14 protein-coding genes are annotated in these 19684 nt (G+C 73.9%); 8 read left to right on the top strand and 6 right to left on the bottom strand.

Annotated elements, in window-relative coordinates:
- Window positions 1–123: 123 nt before the first annotated feature.
- The gene (locus tag HFV08_RS30690) at window positions 124–1365 is read right to left on the bottom strand and encodes an MFS transporter (RefSeq protein ID WP_312885896.1); all 1242 of its coding nucleotides are present in this window, start codon (window positions 1363–1365) and stop codon (window positions 124–126) included.
- Window positions 1366–1573: 208 nt separating this feature from the next.
- On the opposite strand from HFV08_RS30690, the gene HFV08_RS32225 reads away from it, so the two are divergent.
- Together HFV08_RS32225 and HFV08_RS30685 are read left to right on the top strand one after the other, a co-directional pair.
- A complete protein-coding gene (locus HFV08_RS32225; protein ID WP_281373606.1) occupies window positions 1574–1708 on the top strand; it encodes a hypothetical protein in 135 nt (44 codons plus the stop codon).
- Window positions 1709–1897: 189 nt separating this feature from the next.
- Window positions 1898–3475, top strand: a complete 1578-nt coding sequence (locus HFV08_RS30685; protein ID WP_168543834.1) for an aKG-HExxH-type peptide beta-hydroxylase — start codon at window positions 1898–1900, stop codon at window positions 3473–3475.
- A 162-nt stretch (window positions 3476–3637) separates the two neighbouring features.
- Here HFV08_RS30685 and ppdK read toward each other — a convergent pair whose 3' ends face one another.
- On the bottom strand, window positions 3638–6346 hold the full coding sequence (ppdK, locus tag HFV08_RS30680; RefSeq protein ID WP_168543833.1) for a pyruvate, phosphate dikinase: 2709 nt from the start codon (window positions 6344–6346) through the stop codon (window positions 3638–3640).
- A gap of 454 nt (window positions 6347–6800) precedes the next feature.
- A complete protein-coding gene (locus HFV08_RS30675; protein ID WP_168543832.1) occupies window positions 6801–8021 on the bottom strand; it encodes an ROK family transcriptional regulator in 1221 nt (406 codons plus the stop codon).
- 128 nt (window positions 8022–8149) lie between these two features.
- Between HFV08_RS30675 and HFV08_RS30670 the strand changes: the two genes are divergently transcribed.
- A complete protein-coding gene (locus tag HFV08_RS30670; RefSeq protein WP_376770766.1) occupies window positions 8150–9679 on the top strand; it encodes an MGH1-like glycoside hydrolase domain-containing protein in 1530 nt (509 codons plus the stop codon).
- Entirely contained in the window at window positions 9676–11946 is a 2271-nt protein-coding gene (locus HFV08_RS30665) for an amylo-alpha-1,6-glucosidase (RefSeq protein ID WP_168543831.1), read from the top strand. The genes HFV08_RS30670 and HFV08_RS30665 overlap by 4 nt, the downstream gene beginning before the upstream one ends.
- Before the next feature lie 212 nt (window positions 11947–12158).
- On the opposite strand, the gene HFV08_RS30660 is transcribed toward HFV08_RS30665, so the two are convergent.
- Window positions 12159–12698: a MarR family winged helix-turn-helix transcriptional regulator gene (locus tag HFV08_RS30660; RefSeq protein ID WP_312885895.1), complete on the bottom strand. Its 540-nt coding sequence runs from the start codon at window positions 12696–12698 to the stop codon at window positions 12159–12161.
- A gap of 97 nt (window positions 12699–12795) precedes the next feature.
- Here HFV08_RS30660 and HFV08_RS30655 point away from each other — a divergent pair, with 97 nt between their 5' ends.
- Window positions 12796–13512: an SDR family NAD(P)-dependent oxidoreductase gene (locus tag HFV08_RS30655; RefSeq protein WP_168543829.1), complete on the top strand. Its 717-nt coding sequence runs from the start codon at window positions 12796–12798 to the stop codon at window positions 13510–13512.
- A gap of 364 nt (window positions 13513–13876) precedes the next feature.
- Window positions 13877–14206: a hypothetical protein gene (locus tag HFV08_RS30650; RefSeq protein ID WP_168543828.1), complete on the top strand. Its 330-nt coding sequence runs from the start codon at window positions 13877–13879 to the stop codon at window positions 14204–14206.
- Between the two features lie 67 nt (window positions 14207–14273).
- On the opposite strand, the gene dusB is transcribed toward HFV08_RS30650, so the two are convergent.
- Window positions 14274–15467 carry a tRNA dihydrouridine synthase DusB gene (gene dusB / locus HFV08_RS30645; protein ID WP_186095468.1) on the bottom strand — a complete coding sequence of 398 codons (1194 nt, stop codon included), beginning with the start codon at window positions 15465–15467 and terminating at the stop codon, window positions 14274–14276.
- A 63-nt stretch (window positions 15468–15530) separates the two neighbouring features.
- Between dusB and HFV08_RS30640 the strand changes: the two genes are divergently transcribed.
- A complete protein-coding gene (locus HFV08_RS30640; protein WP_168543827.1) occupies window positions 15531–16994 on the top strand; it encodes an MFS transporter in 1464 nt (487 codons plus the stop codon).
- On the opposite strand, the gene HFV08_RS30635 is transcribed toward HFV08_RS30640, so the two are convergent.
- The gene (locus HFV08_RS30635) at window positions 16967–17959 is read right to left on the bottom strand and encodes a helix-turn-helix transcriptional regulator (RefSeq protein ID WP_168543826.1); all 993 of its coding nucleotides are present in this window, start codon (window positions 17957–17959) and stop codon (window positions 16967–16969) included. The genes HFV08_RS30640 and HFV08_RS30635 overlap by 28 nt on opposite strands.
- Before the next feature lie 101 nt (window positions 17960–18060).
- Between HFV08_RS30635 and HFV08_RS30630 the strand changes: the two genes are divergently transcribed.
- Window positions 18061–19491, top strand: coding sequence for an MFS transporter (locus tag HFV08_RS30630; RefSeq protein WP_168543825.1), 1431 nt, complete (start codon window positions 18061–18063; stop codon window positions 19489–19491).
- The last annotated feature ends 193 nt before the right edge of the window (window positions 19492–19684 follow it).

Raw genomic sequence — 19684 nt, 5'->3', positions numbered from 1 at the left:
GGCCACCCAGAGGTGGCAGATGCGGCTCCAGCAACGACCACTCACGGTTCGTCAGATCCCCCCGACCCATGCCCAAACCAACGAGCGACCGGTCAGAAGGTCACATGATCCGCCGGACACCCCCTAGAGCTTCTCGGCCGGGGTGCCCCGGCGGGCCAGATCGGCCGCGACGCAGACGGTCGCGAGCCCGGCGAGCGCCATGGCCGTACCGGCGCCGGTGAACTCGGCGAGGACGCCGCACAGCGCGGGGCCGATGCCCTGTACGGACATCAGCCCGGCGGAGAGCAGTCCGAAGGCCTGGCCGCGGCGGGCCTCGGGGACGGCGTCGAGGAAGCGGCGCTGGATGCCGAGGGCGTAGGCGAAGCCGGTGCCGCTGAGCACGAGGAGCAGGGCGCAGACCGGCCACGGCGGATGCCAGGCGAAACCGGCGAGCGGCAGGCCGAGGACCACGACCAGCGCGGCGACCAGGCGTTCACGGGTGGCGGGTCGCAGCAGGCGGCCGACGGCCAGATCGCCGAGGAGCATGCCGACCGGCAGGCAGGCGAGCAGCGGTCCGGCCGTCCCCTGCGGGAGTCGCTGCTCCCCGGCGAAGGGCACGATCAGGCTCTCGGCGCCGGTCGCGAACAGCGGCGGCAGCCACTGCGCGAGCAGCAGCGGCCGCACCGCCGCGTCGGCGAGGAGCGCCCTGCTCCCGGCCCAGCTGTGCCGCAGCACCGCGCGGGAGCCGCGCCCCTTCACGCGCTCCGCCGGTGCGGCGGCGGGCAGATCGGGCAGCCCGAGGCGCACGGCGAGCCCGGCCAGCAGGAAGGCGCCCGCGCTGAGCAGCAGGCTGGTGCGCGCGCCGAGGAGCGCGACGGCGGCGCCGCCGAGGGCGAGTCCGGCGAGCTGGGCCGCGGAGGAGGCGATATTGGACAGCGAGCGGCCGAGGACATAGGCGTCGCCGGTGAGAGTCTCGGCGACGAGCCGGGCGGAGACGCCGCTGAAGACCGGGGTCAGCACGGCCACGCAGGACAGCAGGACGAGGAGCGCGGCGACCGGCGGGCGCGCCAGACCGAGGTAGGCCGCCGAGCCGCACCCCAGCAGATGGCCCGCGGTCAGCAGCAGCCGGGGGCGCGTCCGGTCGGCGAGCGAGCCGAGGAAGAAGGACCCGGCGAGCTGCGGCAGGAAGCCCGCGCCGAAGGTCAGGGCGCCGAGCAGGGGCGATCCGGTCGCGTCGAAGACCAGCACCGACAGGGTCATGATCCGCAGCGCCTCGGCCGCGACCGCCAGGGTCCGGGTCCAGAAGAGCAGTCGGAAGCGCCGGTCGGCGAGCACCTCCCGGTAGGTGGTGCGGGCCTCTCGGGGCGTCGGCGGGGGCGGGTTCACGGACAGGAGCGTGCGGATCGGCGGCCCGCGCGGCCCCCGGTTACGCCCGGAGCGTAAGTACGAAGGTGTGTTCGCCGGGGTGCGGGACAACATTCTGGGCAACGGCCCCTGCTGCCGGGACATCCGGTCCCGGGGCTCGGGCCACCGTGACAGGGCGTCAACTGCCCTGCCCGGCATGGTTTGTCCACCGACGAACGAAGGACTGAACATGCTCATCGACCACATCGAGACCCCCGAACTGGCTCCGGCCGCCTACCTCGACGAGGAGACCGCGGCCGTCGCCACCGACGCACCGGAGGAGCGCGCCTGGCTGCCCTCCTACCAGGCCTCGCTGAGCGCCTGACGCCGGGGCGCCTGATCCGGGCGCCGTCGGCGGGGCACCGGGTCCCCAGGGGCCCGGTGCCCGTCCGGCACCGACGCGCACCACGCGCCCGCGTCCCCCTCTCCGGGGCCGGGCCCTGGCCCAACTCCTCCTCCTGATCCCGCTGTTCGTGCTCCAGGCCCGCTGTTCGACCCGAAGGACGGTCCCCCGTTGTCCGCTTCCCCTTCCGTCGCCGCCCCGGTGGGCGACGTGGTGGCCCAGGCCGACGCCCTGCTCTGCGCCGACCGGCAGTACGGCGACTCCGCCGCCATCGGCGAGCGCAACCTCGCCCGGTTCCGGCTCGGCCTGACCCTGCTGGCCCGGCAGGACGAGGAGGCGGCGCCGCTGCTGCGGGCGATCGCGGCGGCCCAGGCGGAGCACCTGCGCCCGCTCCTCTACGACCCGGTCCTGCGCAACTGCTTCGAGGTGGACCTCGTCCGACTGGAACGCGGCCGGCTCGACGGCAGCTCCTTCGCCCTGCACGCACGGGAGTTGACGGCGACTCAGGAACTGGTGGCCTCGACTGCCCTTTCGGGCAAGGCCGTCGGGACGGCGGCCGAGCCTGGCGAGACGGCGGCTCCCGGCCCCTGCGAGAGCCTGACCGTGCCGCATCTGCGCGCCTGGCCCGGGCTCGGGGACGCCTGGGTGCTGACCGCGCTCACTCCGCGGGACGCCGCCGAGGAGCAACTCGGCGGTCGGCTCATGGAGTTGTACCGGGACGCGCTCGGCGCGGGCCACGCCGCCGATCCGCTGCTGCCCTCGGCGGAGGTCAGGTCGACCCTGCGGGAGGGCGCGGAACTCCTCGCCGCCCTGCTGCCGGCCACCGGCGCGGGGGTGCTCCGGCACGTCACCATGGTCGGCTTCACCCACCGGGAGAGCGAGGAGGGCCCCCTCCAGTCGATGTCCGGCGGCGACCCGCTGCCCTCGGCGGTGCTCCTCGCGCCCGAACGCTGCGCCTCCCCCTGGCTCGCCGCCGAGAGCCTGCTGCACGAGGGCTCCCATCTGAAGCTCTTCGACGCGCTGCGCACCGGCGCCGTCGTCCGCAACGCCACCGAACGCGTCCCGATCCCCTGGCGCATCGGCTCCTGGACCGTCATCCGCGTCTTCGTCGCCCTGCACTTCTACGTGCATCTGCTGGCCTTCCGGGCGGCCGGGACGGCGGCGGGGCCGGAGATCCGGGAGCGGTTCGGGACTCCCCCGCCGCCCGAGGAGCTGGACGAGCCCAGCCCCGGCACCCCCGCCGCCCTCGCCGGTACCCACCGGACCAGTGAGGAGCGGGCCCGCCACCTCGCCGAGCAGGTGCTCGCGCTGCCGCCCGAGGCGCTCACCGAGAACGGCCGCCGCTTCGCCCGCTGGCTGCTCGCCGCCCTGCGGCTGGTGGACGCGGACGCCCCGCGGCCCCCGGAGCGGACGGACCCGGACGCCCGGGACACCGAGACCCCGGCGGCGGCCGCGGCGGAGGCGCCGCCCGCGGGCGCCACCCTCCGGCGAACCGCCCCGGTGGACGCCTGCGCCCTGCCCGGGCTCGGCCAACTCCTCGTATCGGCAGGGCAGTCGGGCCGGATGCACTGGCTGGGCGCCCGCGCCTGGACGGTCTACTCCCTGTGCGAGCAGAGCGGCCCCGAGGCCCTGTACCCGGCCTACGCCCGGGCCTGCGGACTCGACGCCGCGTCGCCCGAGGTCCGTGCACAGGTGGACGGGAGCCTGCGGCAGCTGCTCGCCGCCGGGCTCGTGAGCTGGGAGGCGTAGGCGGCCGGGACGTACGGAGAGGACACCGCCGTACGGAGAAGGGCCGTACGGAGAAAGACGGAGAGAGGCGGCGCCCCCGCACAGGGCGCCGCCTCTCAGGTGCACCGGGGCCGCCGCCGCGTCGGTGAGGGTCGGGGTGACCCGGCGGCGGCCCCGGGGGTATCAGCGGCTGTCGCTGCCCTTGGACGCGGCCGCGGCGCGGCCCGCTTCCAGCCGGGCGACCGGGATGCGGAAGGGCGAGCAGGAGACGTAGTCGAGGCCCACCTCGTGGAAGAAGTGCACCGACTCCGGGTCGCCGCCGTGCTCGCCGCAGACGCCGAGCTTGAGGTCGGGGCGGGTCTCGCGGCCCGCCGTGACGGCGTCGCGCACCAGCTTGCCCACGCCGTCCTTGTCGATGGTCTCGAAGGGCGAGACCCCGAAGATGCCCTTCTCCAGGTACGCGGTGAAGAAGCTGGCCTCCACGTCGTCGCGGGAGAAGCCCCAGACGGTCTGGGTCAGGTCGTTGGTGCCGAAGGAGAAGAACTCGGCGGCCTCGGCGATCTGCCCAGCGGTCAGCGCGGCCCGCGGCAGCTCGATCATGGTGCCGAGGGCGAGACCGAGGTCGCTGCCGGTGGCGGCCTGGACCTCGGCGATGACCTGCTCGGCCTCGTCGCGGACCAGCTCCAGCTCCTGGACGGTGCCCACCAGCGGGATCATGATCTCGGCGCGCGGGTCGGCCTTGGCGGCCCTGCGCTCGGCGGCGGCCTCGGCGATGGCCCGTACCTGCATGGTGAACAGGCCCGGGATGACCAGACCGAGCCGGACGCCGCGCAGGCCCAGCATCGGGTTCTGCTCGTGCAGCCGGTGCACGGCTTGGAGCAGGCGCAGGTCGTTCTCGTTGGCGTCCTTGCGGGACTCGGCGAGGGCGACGCGTACCGAGAGTTCGGTGATGTCGGGCAGGAACTCGTGCAGTGGCGGGTCGAGCAGCCGCACGGTGACCGGCAGCCCGTCCATCGCCTCGAAGAGTTCGACGAAGTCCTTCTTCTGCAGCGGGAGCAGCTCGGCGAGGGCGGCCTCGCGCTCCTCGTCGGTGTCGGCGAGGATCAGCGACTCGACCAGCTCGCGGCGCTCGCCGAGGAACATGTGCTCGGTGCGGCACAGGCCGATGCCCTGGGCGCCGAAGCGGCGGGCGCGGGCGGCGTCCTCGGCGTTGTCCGCGTTGGCCCGTACCCGCAGGCGGCGTACGCGGTCGGCGTAGGCCATCACCCGGTGCACGGCGCCGACCAGTTCGTCCGCGTCGTCGGCGCCCGCGTGCATCCGGCCCTCGAAGTACTCGACGACCGGGGAGGGCACGACCGGGACCTCGCCGAGGTAGACCTTGCCGCTGGAGCCGTCGATGGAGACGGTGTCGCCCTCCTCGACGACCACGTCGCCGACGGTGAGGCGGCGCCGCTTGGTGTCGACCTCGATCTCCTCGGCGCCGCAGACACAGGTCTTGCCCATGCCGCGGGCGACGACGGCGGCGTGCGAGGTCTTGCCGCCGCGCGAGGTGAGGATGCCCTCGGCGGCGATCATGCCGTTGAGGTCGTCGGGGTTGGTCTCGCGGCGGATGAGGATGACCTTCTCGCCGGAGCGGGACCACTTGACGGCCGTGTAGGAGTCGAAGACGGCCTTGCCGACGGCCGCGCCCGGCGAGGCGGCGATGCCGCGGCCGAGCAGCTCGGTGGCGGCCTTGTCGTCGAAGCGCGGGAACATCAGCTGCGCCAGCTGGGCGCCGTTCACCCGCTGGAGTGCCTCGGCCTCGTCGATCAGGCCCTGGTCGACCAGCTGGGTGGCGATCCGGAAGGCGGCGCCCGCGGTACGCTTGCCGACCCGGGTCTGCAGCATCCACAGGGTGCCGCGCTCGATGGTGAACTCGATGTCGCACAGGTCCTTGTAGTGCGTTTCGAGCGTCTCCATGATCTGCATCAGCTCGTCGTACGACTTCTTGTCGATCTTCTCCAGATCGGCGAGCGGCACCGTGTTGCGGATACCGGCGACGACGTCCTCGCCCTGGGCGTTCTGCAGGTAGTCGCCGTAGACGCCCTGGTGGCCCGAGGCGGGGTCGCGGGTGAAGGCGACGCCGGTGCCGGAGTCGGGGCCGAGGTTGCCGAAGACCATGGAACAGACGTTGACGGCGGTGCCGAGGTCGCCGGGGATGCGCTCCTGGCGGCGGTAGAGGATGGCCCGCTCGGTGTTCCAGGAGTCGAAGACCGCCTTGATGGCGAGGTCCATCTGCTCGCGCGGATCCTCGGGGAACTCGCGCCCCGCCTCGGCCTTGACGATCTTCTTGAAGGCCTTGACCAGCTTCTTGAGGTCGGCGGCGTCCAGCTCGATGTCGGTCTTGACCTTCTTGGCCGCCTTGGCCGCGTCGATCGCGTCCTCGAACAGCTCGCCGTCGACGTCGAGCACGGTCTTGCCGAACATCTGGATGAGGCGCCGGTAGGAGTCCCAGGCGAAGCGCTCGTCCCCGGCCTGCTGGGCGAGGCCGGCCACCGAGGCGTCGGAGAGGCCGATGTTGAGGACGGTGTCCATCATCCCGGGCATGGAGAACTTGGCGCCGGAACGGACCGAGACGAGCAGCGGGTCGTCGGCCTGGCCGAGCTTCTTGCCCATCTTCTTCTCGAGGGCGTCGAGGTGCGCACTCACCTCGTCGCGCAGCGCGCCCGGTTCGGTGCCGCTGTCCAGGTAGACCTTGCAGGCCTCGGTGGTGATGGTGAACCCGGGTGGCACCGGGAGACCGAGGTTGGTCATTTCGGCGAGGTTCGCACCTTTTCCGCCGAGCAGGTCCTTGAGGTCGCGGTTTCCCTCGGTGAAGTCGTAAACGAACTTCTGCTCTTTGTTTTCCGACACGGGTCTCGACTCCTCGAGGACTCGGTGGCTGCCCTGACGGCGAGGAACATACCCAGATCGAAGGCCTCTGGGTACGTCCACTCAGCCGTCATACCGCTGTAACCGAGCGTCCGCCAGTGGATCGAAGAGCGGTCCGGCCACCATCGGCCAGGAAGATCACATTCCAGAAGTCGAAGGAGTCCACGCGCGTATACCGCCCCCAGGCACTCATCTGAGCGCGGTTCACGCCAAGTGGGTTCACTTCTTAAATGATCGAGCGGTGGCACTCCGTGCCACCCCCTTTGAGAGTTGCACCCGTCATGAATGCGCTCATCTGAGCACACCCCTTATCAAGGTGGCGAGAATCACGCCTCTCGTGGGACGTCGGATTTCACCATCCGGACCGGGGCGTTCCCTTTGCGGACAGGCCGCCCCCGGCGGGCGGACGCGGACCGCCGGACACCCGCCGGGGGGCTCACAGACCCCGCGCCGCCAGCCGCTCCTCCACCCGCGCCGGTGCGTAGAGGTCCTCCACCACCAGGGCCGCCGCCCCCACCAGGCCCGCACGCTCGCCGAGCCGCGGAGTGACGATCTCCAGGTGGGCGGTGGAGCGGGGCAGGGCGCGCTCGTAGAGGAGTTCGCGGACGCCGGTCAGGAAGGGGGTGCCCGCCAGGTCGCCCGCGAGCATCAGGACGCCCGGGTTCAGCAGGGTGACCACGGTGGCCAGCACCTCGCCGAGCCGCCGGCCCGCCTCCCGGGCGAGACGGGCGGCCTCCGGGTCCCCCGCGAGCAGCAGGGCGCGCACCTCGGCGCCGCCCGCCGCGGGGATCCCGGCCCGGGTCATCCGGTGGGCCAGGGCCCGGCCGCTGGCCACGGCCGCCAGACAGCCGTACGCCCCGCAGGTGCAGGGCTCCCCGGCGCCCTCGGCGTCCGCGGCGATCCGGATGTGGCCGATGTCGCCCGCGCCGCCGTCGATGCCCCGGTACAGCTCGCCGCCGACCACCACGCCCGCGCCGATGCCGGTGGAGACCTTGACCAGGGCGAAGGCCGCGCAGTCGGGGAAGGCGGCGCGCTGCTCCCCGTACGCCATGAGGTTGGCGTCGTTGTCGACGAGGACCGGGGTGTCCGGGGCGCCGCCCGCGTGGGCGGCGAAAGCCTCGCCGAGGAGCGCGGGTATCGGCGCCCCGTCCCAGCCGGGCATGATCGGCGGCTGGACGACGGTGCCGCTCGCCACGTCCACCGGCCCGGGCACCGCGAGGCCGATGCCGCAGACCGCCTCCGGGGCGCGGTCGGCGCTCTTCAGCAACCGCCCGAACCAGCGCCCGAGTTCACCGAGTACGGCCTCGGGGCCCGCGGCGATGTCCAGCTCCGCCTCGTGCCGGGCGAGCAGTTCGCCGCCGAGCGAGAGCAGGGCGGCCCGGGCGTGCCGGGTGTCCAGGTCGGCGGCGAGGACGACCGCGTGCGCGTCGTCGAACTCCAGCCGGACGGAAGGGCGTCCGCCGAGCGGCGAGTCCACCGGCCCTGCCGGGCCCTCCCGCAGCCATCCGGCGCGGAACAGCCGGTCGAGCCGCTGGCCGACGGTGGCCCGGGACAGTCCGGTCGCCTCCTGGAGCGCCCCGCGGGTGGTGGCGCGGCCACTGCGGACGAGGTGGAGCAGGTCGCCCGAGCTGGTCGCACCGCTCTGGATTCTGGCCATCCCCACTCCTCGTCTGCCTCTTGCTTCGGTCAAGTGCGCATTACACAGGGAGTTCTGCGTGTTAAATAGACGTAACTCTACGGTAGTTGTCGCCGAACTCCTCGGTGGCCCGTCCTCGGGGAGGATGAGTGGACCGCTCGACCCAACTGGCCGCCCGGCCCACGGCACTTCCCGGGGGCCATCCTGCCCCGCCCGGCGGACCGCACCGCGAACACCCCCGCCCCGCAACGGACTTGACCCGCGAAGGCGACCCGGCGGCGGAGTCCCTGCACCTGGCCGCCGCGCAGGTGCTCCGGCGCAACCGCACCGGCAGCTCGACGGTGCCCTCCCGCGGCCTCTACCCCCACCAGTGGTCCTGGGACTCGGCGTTCATCGCGGTGGGGCTGCGGCACCTGGCGCCGGGGCGGGCCCAGGCCGAGCTGGAGACGCTGCTCGCGGCCCAGTGGGGCGACGGCCGCGTACCGCACATCGTCTTCAACCCGGCGGTCCCCCTCGACGCCTACTTCCCGAGCCCGGACTTCTGGCGGTCCTCCACCGCGGGGCGGGCCGCGGGCGCCCCGGCCGCCGTGGAGACCTCGGGGATCGTGCAGCCCCCGGTGCACGCGCTGGCGGCCTGGCTGGTGCACTGCGCCGACCCCGGGCTCTCCCGTGCCCGCGGCTTCCTGCACCGGCTGCGGCCCCGGCTCGCCGCCTGGCACGACTATCTGCTGACCCGCAGGGACGCGGGCGGCCACGGACTGGCGAGCGTCCTGCACCCCTGGGAGCAGGGCATGGACAACAGCCCCTGCTGGGACGGCCCGCTCAGCCGGGTGGAACCCGCCGCGCCGCGCACCTTCCGCCGCGCCGACCTGGACCACGGCGCGGTGCCGGACCGCCCGACCGACCTCGACTACGGGCGCTATGTACGCCTCGCCGCCGACTACCGGGACGGCCACTACACCGACGGCGCACGGGACTTCGCGGCCTTCGCGGTCGAAGACCCGGCGTTCAACGCCCTGTTGATCGCCTCCGAGCACGCACTGGCCAGGATCGCGAGGGAGTTGGGGGACCCGCGGGCCGCCCTGCGCAGCGAGCGGCGCGCCGCCGCGCTGACCCGCGCCCTGCTCGCCCGGCTGTGGTCGCCGCGGGCCGGGATGTTCCTCTGCCGCGACCTCTCCACCGGCGCGCTGGTGCCCGAGCGCTCGGTCGCGGGCCTGGTCCCGCTGATCCTGCCCCGGCTCCCCGCCCACGCGGTCGACACCCTGGTGGCGACCCTGCGCGGCGAGCACTTCGCCCTCGGCGCTGCCGCCCGCCTGGTCCCCAGCTACGACCTCGTCGGCCACGCCTTCGAGCCGCGGCGCTACTGGCGCGGACCGGCCTGGTTCAACACCGCCTGGCTCCTGGAGCGCGGACTGCGGCTGCAGGCCGCCCGCCGCCCCGGACACGGCGCGCTGCGTCAACTCGCCGACGCCCTCGGGCAGTCGGTGCGCACACTCGCGCCCGCGACCGGCTTCGCCGAGTACGTGGACGCGCGGACCGGCGAGGGACTCGGTGCCCGCGGATTCGGCTGGACGGCCGCGCTGGCACTGGACCTGCTGCACGACGCCTCGGGCAGAGGCGGCGGGGGCGCCTGGGACGACCCCCGCGACAGGGGCCACAGGGAGGAAACGGAGCGATGAGCAGAGCCGAACGGCAGCAACTCCTGGTACGCGGCGAGACCTACGCCGCGCTGGACGAGAGCGGTGACATGGGCGGGGGCCACGGCGGCCCGCCCGAAGGGCTGTTCGTCCGCGACGCGCGGCATCTGAGCCGCTGGCAGCTGACCCTGGACGGGGCGGTGCCCGAGGTACTGAGCCCGCTCGACGGCGAGCGCCCCGCGCGCTGCGTGCTGGTCCCGCGCGGCGGCCGCCAGGAGCCGCCCGCACACACCCTCTTCCGTGAACAGGCCCTCGTCGAGGGCGGGTTCACCGAAATCCTGCGCCTGGTCTCCAACCGCCCGGTGCCGCAGCGCCTGCGCCTGGAACTCACCGCCGACGCCGACTTCAGCGACCAGTTCGAGTTACGCGCCGACCTGCGCACCTACGCCAAGCCCGGCGCCGTCCGCAGCCGCGAGGCCCGGCCCGACGGGGTGCGCTTCGACTACCGGCGCGGCGACTGGGAGTCCGCGACCGAGGTCAGCGCCACCCCCGCCCCCGACGCCGTGATCCACACCGGTACCGGCGCCCGCCGCCTGGTCTGGTCCCTCGCCCTGGAACCGCACGCGGAGTGCGAGCTCCGACTCCGCGTCACCGCCCTGCCGCACGGCGGCGAGCGGGCCCCGGGGTCCGGCACGGCCGAGGAGCCGGTACGGGCAACTGCCGCCGCCGGAGCGGGAGTCGAGGAAGCGGTACGCCGAACGGCCAGGGTCGAAGTCGAGTTCGACGGGTCCGTACGCCAGCCGGTCACCGCCGAGGCCGGGGTTGACGGGCCCGCACGTCAAACCGCCACCGCCGGAACCGAGTTCGACGGACCCGCACGTCAGACCGCCACCGCCGAGGTTGAGTTCGACGGGCCCGTACGCCAGGCCGACCGCCCCAATGTCGAGCGCCAGACAGCAGAGGATCAACCCGCCTCCGTACAAGCAGAGTTCGCAAGTGCGGCACACCACGCCGCCTCTGCCCAGGCCGAGTTCACCGACAGCGATGGCCAAACCGACACCACCGAGGCCGAGTTCGCCGCCGGACTGCCGCTGCCCGACTGGCCGGAGCTGGCCGCCGCCTGTACCCGTGGTCTCGCCGATCTGGCCTCGCTCCAGGTGCCCGCCGAGGGGCCGGACGGGGAGGCGCTGCGGGTGCCCGCGGCCGGGGTGCCCTGGTTCCTCGCCCTGCTCGGCCGGGACGCCCTGCTGACCTCGCTCTTCGCCCTGCCGTACCGGCCGGGGCTCGCCGCGGCCACGCTGCCCGCGCTCGCCGCCGTGCAGGCCACCGCCGACCGCGGCGGCGCCGTCGCCCAGCCCGGCAAGATCGTGCACGAGGTGCGCCACGGCGAGCTGGCCCACTTCGGCCAGGTGCCCTACGGCCGCTACTACGGCAGCGTCGACGCCACCCCGCTCTTCCTCGTCCTGCTCGGCGCCTACACCGAGCAGACCGGCGACCTCGCCCTCGCCCGCCGTCTCGAACCGCATGCCCGCGCCGCCCTCACCTGGATGCTCGACCACGGCGGGCTCACCTCCCGCGGCTACCTCGTCTACCGCGCCGACGAGGGCGGCCTCGCCAACCAGAACTGGAAGGACTCCCCCGGCGCCATCTGCTCCGCCGAAGGGGAACGCCCGAGCGGCCCGGTCACCGCCGCCGCGGCGCAGGGCTACGCCTACGACGCGCTCCGCCGTACCGCCCGACTCGCCCGCAGCGTCTGGGCGGACGAGCCCTACGCCGCCCAGCTCACCCGTGCCGCGGCCGATCTGCGCGACCGCTTCCAGCGGGACTTCTGGATGGAGCGCAGCGGCTTCCCCGCGCTCGCCCTGGACGGCGAGGGACGCCAGTACGACGCCCTCGCCTCGGACGCCGGCCATCTGCTGTGGTCCGGGCTCCTGGACAAGGAGTACGGGGAGACCGTCGGGCGGCGGCTGCTGGCGGAGGACTTCTTCTCCGGCTGGGGCGTGCGCACCCTCGCCGCGGGCCAGCGCGCCTACCACCCGCTCTCCCGCCACCGCGGATCCGTCTGGCCGCACGACAACGCCCTGATCGCGCTCGGCCTGGCCCGCTACGGGCTGCACGACGAGGCCCGCACCGTCGCCACCGCCCTGGTAGAGGCCGCCGCCACGGACGGGTTCCGGCTGCCCGCGGTGCTCGCCGGATACCCCCGGGGGAGCCATCCGGCCCCGGTGCCCTGCCCGCACGCCTGCCTGCGCGAGTCGCGCTCGGCCGCCGCTCCGCTGGCCCTGCTCACCGCGATCGGGGGTGCCTGACCGCCGCCGAGCCGGAGGCAGGGCCAGGACTGCCGGAGGCCGAGGCTGCCGACGAAGGCCCGGACTGCCGGAGAGGCCGGACGGCGGGGCCGCGCGCCCTCCGGGGTGGCGGGGTCGGCCCGCGGGGATCGGCCCACGGGGGCAGTCAGGAGCGGTCGGCCCGGAGCGGTTCAGTCAGGACGGGTCAGTCAGGAGGGGGCAGTCAGGACGGGTCACTCCGGCCGCCGGGCCACCCGCTGCCGTACATCCTCGAGGAGTTTGCCCAACAGGCCGGTCAGCGCGGCGCGTTCCTGCTCCGTGAGGCCCTGGACGAGGGAGGCCTCCCGGCCGAGCACCGCGTCGACGGACCGCTCGATCAGCGCGTGGCCCGCGTCCGTCAGCTCCACCAGGACCGTACGGCGGCCGGTGGTTCCGGGTGTGCGCCGGACCAGGCCCTCCCGCTCCGCCCTCGCGACCCGCTGGGAGACGGCACCGGCGGTCACGAGGGTGCGGGCGGCGATCTCGCGGGTGCTGAGGGCGTAGGGCGGCCCGGAGCGGCGGACCACCGACAGCAGGTCGAGGGTGGCCGCGTCGATCCCCGCCTCCCGCAGCACCCGGCCGCGGTCGTCGGCGAAGAGCTTGCCCAGCCACCACAGGGGCGTGACGATCTCGATGGACTCGGTGGGGGTGCCCGGCCGCTCCCGCTGCCAGGCCGCGGCGATTCCGGCGGCGGAGGGAGCGGGATCCCGGGGAGCGGGGTTCGTCTCGGCCACGGTTGCGTTCCCGTCGTCCTCGATGGCGTGTACGTTTAGATCTAAACGTAGAGCATCGGGTCCGCTCACGGAGCACCCGAGGGCGGCAGGAGGAGCCTTGACCCGCACCGTTCTCATCACCGGAGGCACCAGCGGCATCGGCCGGGCCGTCGCGGCGGCCTTCGCCGCCGAAGGCGCCGAGGTCCTCCTCACCGGACGCACCCCCGCCACCGTCGAGGCGACCGCCGCGGAGCTGGGGGTGCGGGGCCTCGTCTGCGACGCCTCCGACCCCGGGCGGGTCCAGGCGCTCGCCGACCAACTGCCCGCGCTGGACGTCCTGGTCAACGCCGCGGGCGGTCTGCCCCCTGCGGCCACCGGTGACGAGCCCGCCTTGGCGGCCCTGCTCGCCCAGTGGGAGGCCGCCCTGGCGCAGAACCTGCTCACCGCCGTGCTCACCACGGCCGCCGTCCAGGACCGGCTGCGCCCCGGCGGCTCCGTCGTCAGCATCGGCTCGATCGGCGCCGAACGCCGCGGGGGCTCCTACGGCGCGGCCAAGGCCGCACTGGGCGCCTGGAACGCCTCCCTCTCCGCGGAACTCGCCCCCCGGGGCATCACCTGCAATGTCATCTCCGCCGGGTACATCGCCGGGACGAACTTCTTCCAGGGGCAGTTGAGCGAGGAACGCCACCGCGCCCTGGTCGCGGAGACCCACGACAAGCGGGCGGGCACGGTCGAGGACATCACGGCGACGGTCGCCTTCCTCGCCTCACCCGGCGCCCGCCACCTCACCGGCCAGACCCTCCACGTCAACGGGGGCGCCTTCACCACGCGGTAGGGGCGGCGACTCCGGCCCGCGGCCCGGAGTAGCGCGCTCGCCGCGTGCCCCGCCACCTGAGTAGGTACCTGCGGTCCGTCTGAGTACCTGCGCCGATTCCCGGCGGTCCGCCGCCGAACAGACTGGCACCACGCCCCCGCCGGGGCCGGAGCCAGAGCCGGAGTCAGAGAGGGCGCCTGAGATGTTCGGACCGCCGCAACACCCTTACAGCCGCCCGCAGTCCGGTGCCGGACCGACGCTCCCGCCGGGCACCAGAACGCTGCCGGGCCCGCGGACACTGCCTCCGCACGGGCGGACGCTGCCTCCGCAGGGGCCGGGGACGCTTCCGCCGCAGGGGCCGGGGACCTGGTGGGCGCCCGGCCCGGTGCGGCCCGCCGCCCGGAAGACGGGGACCGCCTCGGCGCTGGCCGCCGTCTTCTGGAGCGTCACCGTGCTCTCGCTCGGCTGGCTGGTCTTCTGCGCGCTCAACATCAGCTTCTGGGCGGCGATCGCGGGCGGCAACCCGCTGCCGTACTTCCTCTTCCCGGCTGGTGGCCTGGCCGCCGTGATCGCGGTGGTCGCCGTGATGAACGCCTTCCTCACCGCCAAGGGCCTGCCCCGCCAGGTCAAGCTGGCCGCCCTCGGCGCGGTGGCCTTCCCGGGACCGCTGGCCGGGGTCCTCTACACCCTCTACTGGCTCTCCAGCGCGACCTGAGCGGCAGCGGCCACCGGGCCCGCCCCTTCCGGGCATGGGCCCGAACCACCCTTCCACCTCGGGGAGTTCAGCCCCCCGAGGTGTCCAGCTCCGCGTCCTCGCCGAGACCCGCGCAGTCGTAGGGGTCCTTCAGCCAGCCGTCCGGGAGGACCACCCGGTTGTTGCCGGAGGTGCGGCCGCGCGGGCCGTCGGCACCGGCGGGCCAGGGCTGGTCGAGGTCCAACTCGTCCAGGCCCGCGGCCAGTTCGGCGAGCGAGGAGGTGACGGCGAGTCGGCGGCGCATCTCGGAGCCGACCGCGAAGCCCTTGAGGTACCAGGCCACATGCTTGCGGAAGTCGACGACCCCGCGCGCCTCCTCGCCGATCCACTCGCCGAGCAGCGCGGCATGACGGAGCATCACCTCGCGCACCTGCCGCAGGCTCGGGGCCGCGGGCGCGCCGCCGCCCTCGAAGGCGGCCACCAGATCCCCGAACAGCCAGGGCCTGCCGAGGCAGCCGCGGCCCACCACCACGCCGTCGCAGCCGGTCTCGCGCATCATCCGCACGGCGTCCTCGGCGCACCAGATGTCGCCGTTGCCGAGGACGGGGATCTCCGGGACGTGCTCCTTGAGGCGGGCGATCGCCTCCCAGTCGGCGGTGCCCCCGTAGTGCTGGGCGGCGGTACGGCCGTGCAGGGCGATGGCGGTCACGCCCTCCTCGACGGCGATCCGGCCCGCGTCCAGGAAGGTCAGGTGGTCGTCGTCGATGCCCTTGCGCATCTTCATCGTGACCGGCAGCTCCCCGGCCCCGGTCACCGCCTCGCGCAGGATGGAGCGCAGCAGCGGGCGCTTGTAGGGCAGGGCGGAGCCGCCGCCCTTGCGGGTCACCTTGGGCACCGGGCAGCCGAAGTTGAGGTCGATGTGGTCGGCGAGGTCCTCCTCGGCGATCATGCGGACCGCCTTGCCGACCGTCACCGGGTCCACCCCGTACAGCTGGATCGAGCGCGGCTTCTCGCTCGCGTCGAAGTGGATCAGCTGCATGGTCTTCTCGTTGCGCTCGACCAGCGCCCGGGTCGTGATCATCTCGCTGACGAAGAGCCCCCGGTGCCCCGCGCCGGGCTCGGCGGGCGTGGCGGCGCCCCAGCCCTCGCCCTCGGCGAAGGAGCGGCACAGGGTGCGGAAGGGGGCGTTGGTGATGCCCGCCATGGGGGCGAGCACGACCGGGGGCGTGACGAGATGCGGACCGATCGCGAGGGTCCCGGGGGCGGAGGGCGGCGTGGGCATTCCCCCATTTTCACGTATCCGGGCCCAGGAACCAAAGTCATTAGTTAGCCGTACTATTGACGGATGCACGAACTGTCCCACCGGCGCCGGATGCTCGTCCTCGGGATCTGCTGCCTGAGCCTGCTGATCGTCAGCCTCGACAACACGGTGCTCAATGTCGCCCTGCCCGCCATCCAGGACGACCTGGACGCCGATGTCGCCGGACTGCAGTGGACCATCGACGCGTACACCCTGGTCCTCGCCTCGCTGCTGATGCTCGCGGGCTCCACGGCCGACCGGATCGGGCGGCGGCGGGTCTTCCGCTGCGGGCTCCTGCTGTTCACCCTCGGCTCGGTGCTGTGCTCGCTCGCCCCGAGCCTCTCCGCCCTCGTCGCCTTCCGCATGATCCAGGCCGTCGGCGGCTCGATGCTCAACCCGGTCGCCATGTCGATCATCACCAACACCTTCACCGAACCCCGGGAACGCGCCCGGGCCATCGGTGTCTGGGGCGGCGTGATCGGGATCTCGATGGCCGCGGGCCCGCTCGTCGGCGGACTGCTCGTCGACTCGGTCGGCTGGCGCGCGATCTTCTGGCTGAACCTCCCCGTCGGCCTCCTCGCCCTGCTGCTCACCACGCGCTACGTCCCCGAGTCCCGCGCCCCCAGGCCCCGGCGGCCGGACCCGCTCGGCCAGCTCCTGGTGATCGCGCTGCTCGGCTCCCTGACCTACGCGATCATCGAGGCGCCCACCGAGGGCTGGACCTCACCGGTCACCCTGGGCCTCGCCGCCCTGGCCCTCGGCGCGCTCGCCGGTCTCCTGTACGTCGAACCCCGCCGCCGCGAACCCCTCATCGACCTGCGCTTCTTCCGCAGCGCGCCCTTCAGCGGTGCCACCGTCATCGCGGTCTGCGCCTTCTCCGCCCTGGCCGGCTTCCTCTTCCTGAGCACCCTCTACCTCCAGCACGTACGCGGGCTCAGCGCGCTGCACGCCGGGCTGTGGACGCTCCCGATGGCCGCCGTCACCCTGGTCTGCGGACCGCTCTCCGGACGGCTGGTCGGCAGCCGCGGGCCCCGCCTCCCGCTGGTGATCGCGGGCCTCGCCATGACGGTCAGCGGGATCCTCTTCGCGGCCTTCGGGGCGCAGCGCTCCGACGCCGGGCTCGTCGCCGGGTACGTCCTCTTCGGCATCGGCTTCGGCTTCGTCAACGCGCCCATCACGCACACCGCGGTCTCCGGGATGCCGCGCGCCCAGGCCGGGGTCGCGGCCGCGGTCGCCTCCACCAGCCGCCAGATCGGCCAGACCCTCGGGGTCGCCGTCATCGGCGCCGTCCTCGCCTCCGGGGTGGCGGCGGGCAACGGGCAGGCCTACCGCGACAGTTACGCCTCGGCGGCCACCCCCGCCTGGTGGATCCTCACCGGCTGCGGGGTCGCGGTGCTGCTCTTCGGGCTGCTCACCAGCGGCCGCTGGGCACGCGCCACGGCCGCGCGCACCGCCCGGCGGCTCTCCGCGCCGGAGACCGCTCAGGACCCGGCCACCGCCAGGGCGTGAAGCCGCTCCAGTTTCGTACGCGACTCCTCGTCGGCGGGCGGATAGGTCACCATGCGCGGGCCGCCCGAGGGGCCCAGCCACAGATCGGTGTGGACCAGGGAGACCAGCCCGACCAGGGCGTTGCGGAACTGCTTGGTCTTGCTGTGCTGGCCCACCACCTCGTGCCGCGCCCAGGCCGCGCGGAACTCCGGCGAGGAGGTCTCCAGCCGGTGGAGCAGCACCTTCCAGGCGGGCTCGGCGAGATGCCCCGCCATCGACACCCGGAACTTCGCGGCCATCACCCGGCTCGTCTCCTCCGCGAGCACCAGGGAGGAGCGCCACTCCTCGTTGGTGAAGCAGAGCACCATGCAGTTGCGGTCCTCGGGGGGTATGCGGTCCAGGTCGCAGAGCAGGCGCCCGTAGGTGCGGTTGTAGGCGAGGATGTCGTACCGGCTGTTCTGTATGCAGGCGGGGACCGGCTCCAGCTGTTCGAGGAGCAGGCGCAGGGCCGGGGTCACCGAGGGGCAGGGCGTGCCCGGCGCCGGGTCGACGACCGCGGCGAGGGCGAACAGATGGCCCCGCTCGGTCGCGTCGAGCAGCAGGGTGCGGGCCAGCGCGTCGAGCACCTGCGCCGAGACCTGGATGTCGCGGGCCTGTTCCAGCCAGGTGTACCAGGTGACGCCGACCGCGGAGAGCTGCGCGACCTCCTCGCGGCGCAGTCCTGGCGTACGACGGCGGCGGCCCCGGGGAAGGCCGACCTGCTCCGGACTGATGCGCTCGCGGCGGCTGCGCAGGAAGGCCGCCAGCTCGTGCCTGCGGATCTCGGCCTCGGGGCGCGGGGCGGGGTCGGTCTCCGCCGCCGGGGCCGGTGCGGAGGCGTCGCCCAGGGCGGGCGCCGGGGCGGGTGCGAGTGCGGGGGTGGAGCGGGCCGGGTCGCCGGGGGAAGCAGTCCCGGCGGGGGCCGACCGCCGTGCCGTGGTCGTCATGGGACCAGCCTGCCGGATCCCCGAAACTGTTGCCAGGTACTGCCGATACCAGGATAAGGAGTCTCTGGTACCCGGCTGTGCGAGGCCCCACGCTGAGGAGCGTGAGCAAAACCGGAACACTCCAGGCACCCCTCCGCACCGCCCCGCCCGCTCCCGGGCTGAGCGAGGCCGGGCTGATCACCCTGCTGCTCGGCGCGGCCCTTCCGCTGATCGACTTCTTCATCGTCAACGTCGCCCTGCCCACCATCGAGCACGACCTGTCCGCCGGCGAGGCCCTCCTCGAACTGGTCGTCGCCGGATACGGACTCGCCTACGCGGTCCTGCTCGTGCTCGGCGGCCGGCTCGGCGACCTCTTCGGCCGCCGCAGGCTCTTCCTGTTCGGCATGGGGGCCTTCGGCCTCACCTCACTGGCGTGCGGGCTCGCCCCCGACGCCTGGAGCCTGGTCGCCGCCCGCGTCGCCCAGGGCGCGGCCTCGGCCCTGATGCTGCCGCAGGTCCTCGCCACCATCCAGTCCTCGACCACCGGCCACAAGCGCGCCCGCGCCATGAGCATGTACGGGGCTACCGCCGGGCTCTCCATGGTCGCCGGGCAGATACTCGGCGGCGTCCTCGTCGCCGCCGACCTCGCCGGAACCGGCTGGCGGGCCGTCTTCCTGGTCAATGTGCCGGTCGCCCTGTTCGGCCTCCTCCTCGCCGCCCGGACCGTCCCCGAGACGCGCTCCGCACACCCCGAACCGGTGGACATACCCGGCACCCTGCTGCTCGGCGCGGCCCTGCTCGCCCTGCTCGCACCGCTGACCGAGGGCCGCGCCGCGGGCTGGCCGCTGTGGACCTGGCTCGCGCTGGCCGCCTTCCCGCTCACCGCCTGGGCCTTCTACCGGGTCGAGCGGCGCGCGGACCGGCTCGGCCGCACGCCGCTGGTCCCGCCCAGCCTCTTCCGGCTGGTGGCCCTGCGGCGCGGACTGGTGATGCTGGTGCCCTTCTCCATCGGCTTCAGCGGCTTCATGTTCGTCATCGCGGTCGCCCTCCAGGAGGGCGCGGAGCTGGGCCCGGTCCAGGCGGGCCTGGCCCTCGCCCCCATGGCGGTCGTCTTCTTCTTCACCTCGCTCGCCGGACCGCGCCTGGTCACCCGGTACGGCACCCGGGTGGTGACCGCGGGCGGGCTCATACAGGCCCTGGGCGTCGGCCTCCTCGCGCTGGCCGCCCTCAGCCAGTGGCCCGACCTGGACCTGCTGACCCTGCTGCCCGGCGCGGCGGTGGCGGGCATGGGCCAGGCGCTCCAACTGCCCGTACTCTTCCGGGTCATCCTCGCCGAGGTACCCGCGGCGCGGGCCGGTGTCGGCAGCGGCGTGATGATCACGACCCAGCAGTCCGCCCTCTCCCTCGGCGTCGCCACCCTGGGCTCGCTCTTCCTCTCCCTGATCCCCGGCATGGGCATGCGCGACGCCCTGCTCGTGACCCTGGGCGCCCAGCTGGCGGGGATCGCCCTGACCGTGGGGCTGAGCTTGCGGCTGCCTCGGGAGGTGGGGTGAGGGGGTGAGGTGACCGGGTGAGGTGGTGAGAGGTAAGGGGTGACGCCCATGCGGGAGTTGGGGACTCGGGCGGATCCGGGGGCAGCGGGACGGGAGTGGGGAGTTGGGGCCGGGAGGGGGCGCGGGGACACAGGGACCTGGGCGAGGACGCGAGGACACGGAGACCTGAGGGCGCGTGGACGCGGCCTGAGGA

Origin of the sequence: Streptomyces physcomitrii (genome assembly GCF_012273655.1) — a bacterium.
Classification (GTDB): Bacteria; Actinomycetota; Actinomycetes; order Streptomycetales; family Streptomycetaceae; genus Streptomyces; species Streptomyces physcomitrii.
The sequence above is the reverse complement of the archived record's forward strand: the minus strand, read 5'-3'. Positions and strand labels throughout refer to the sequence as shown.

What these genes read in the sequence shown, in the direction of transcription:
- HFV08_RS32225 (WP_281373606.1), top strand. Translation starts at nt 1,574, where the DNA reads ATGCTCATCGACCACATCGAGACCCCCGAACTGGCTCCGGCCGCCTAC.
- HFV08_RS30675 (WP_168543832.1), bottom strand. Translation starts at nt 8,021, where the DNA reads ATGGCCAGAATCCAGAGCGGTGCGACCAGCTCGGGCGACCTGCTCCAC.
- HFV08_RS30665 (WP_168543831.1), top strand. Translation starts at nt 9,676, where the DNA reads ATGAGCAGAGCCGAACGGCAGCAACTCCTGGTACGCGGCGAGACCTAC.
- dusB (WP_186095468.1), bottom strand. Translation starts at nt 15,467, where the DNA reads ATGCCCACGCCGCCCTCCGCCCCCGGGACCCTCGCGATCGGTCCGCAT.
- HFV08_RS30640 (WP_168543827.1), top strand. Translation starts at nt 15,531, where the DNA reads ATGCACGAACTGTCCCACCGGCGCCGGATGCTCGTCCTCGGGATCTGC.
- HFV08_RS30635 (WP_168543826.1), bottom strand. Translation starts at nt 17,959, where the DNA reads ATGACGACCACGGCACGGCGGTCGGCCCCCGCCGGGACTGCTTCCCCC.